The 266-nt window shown below is 68.8% G+C and carries 1 pseudogene; it reads right to left on the bottom strand.

Annotated features, from left to right (window positions below):
* A pseudogene (locus ACQG3P_RS19970) lies at positions 1-266 on the bottom strand (HPr(Ser) kinase/phosphatase); the annotation flags it as partial.

Raw genomic sequence — 266 nt, 5'->3', positions numbered from 1 at the left:
GCCGAAGGTACTTGGTCTTCTTTACCGCCGTGTCACCGAACATCTCGCGCACGGTGGGCACGCCCAGCCCGCGCACCTCCAGCAGGTCCTGCAGCAGCTCGGGGCAGGTGCCGTCGCGCACGTCCGGGGCGATCTGGGTGAACTCAGGCGCATCGTCGGCCACCAGGCGGTGGCCGCGGCTGCGCAGTTCCAGCGCGAGTTCGCTCTTGCCCGACCCGGCTTCGCCGGTGATCAGCACGCCGAGGGAGTAGATCTCGCTGGATACG

It is taken from the genome of Stenotrophomonas sp. SrG, from assembly GCF_050031795.1.
In the GTDB taxonomy this organism is placed as follows: domain Bacteria; phylum Pseudomonadota; class Gammaproteobacteria; order Xanthomonadales; family Xanthomonadaceae; genus Stenotrophomonas; species Stenotrophomonas rhizophila_A.
This window is presented reverse-complemented; position numbering and strand designations above follow the sequence as displayed.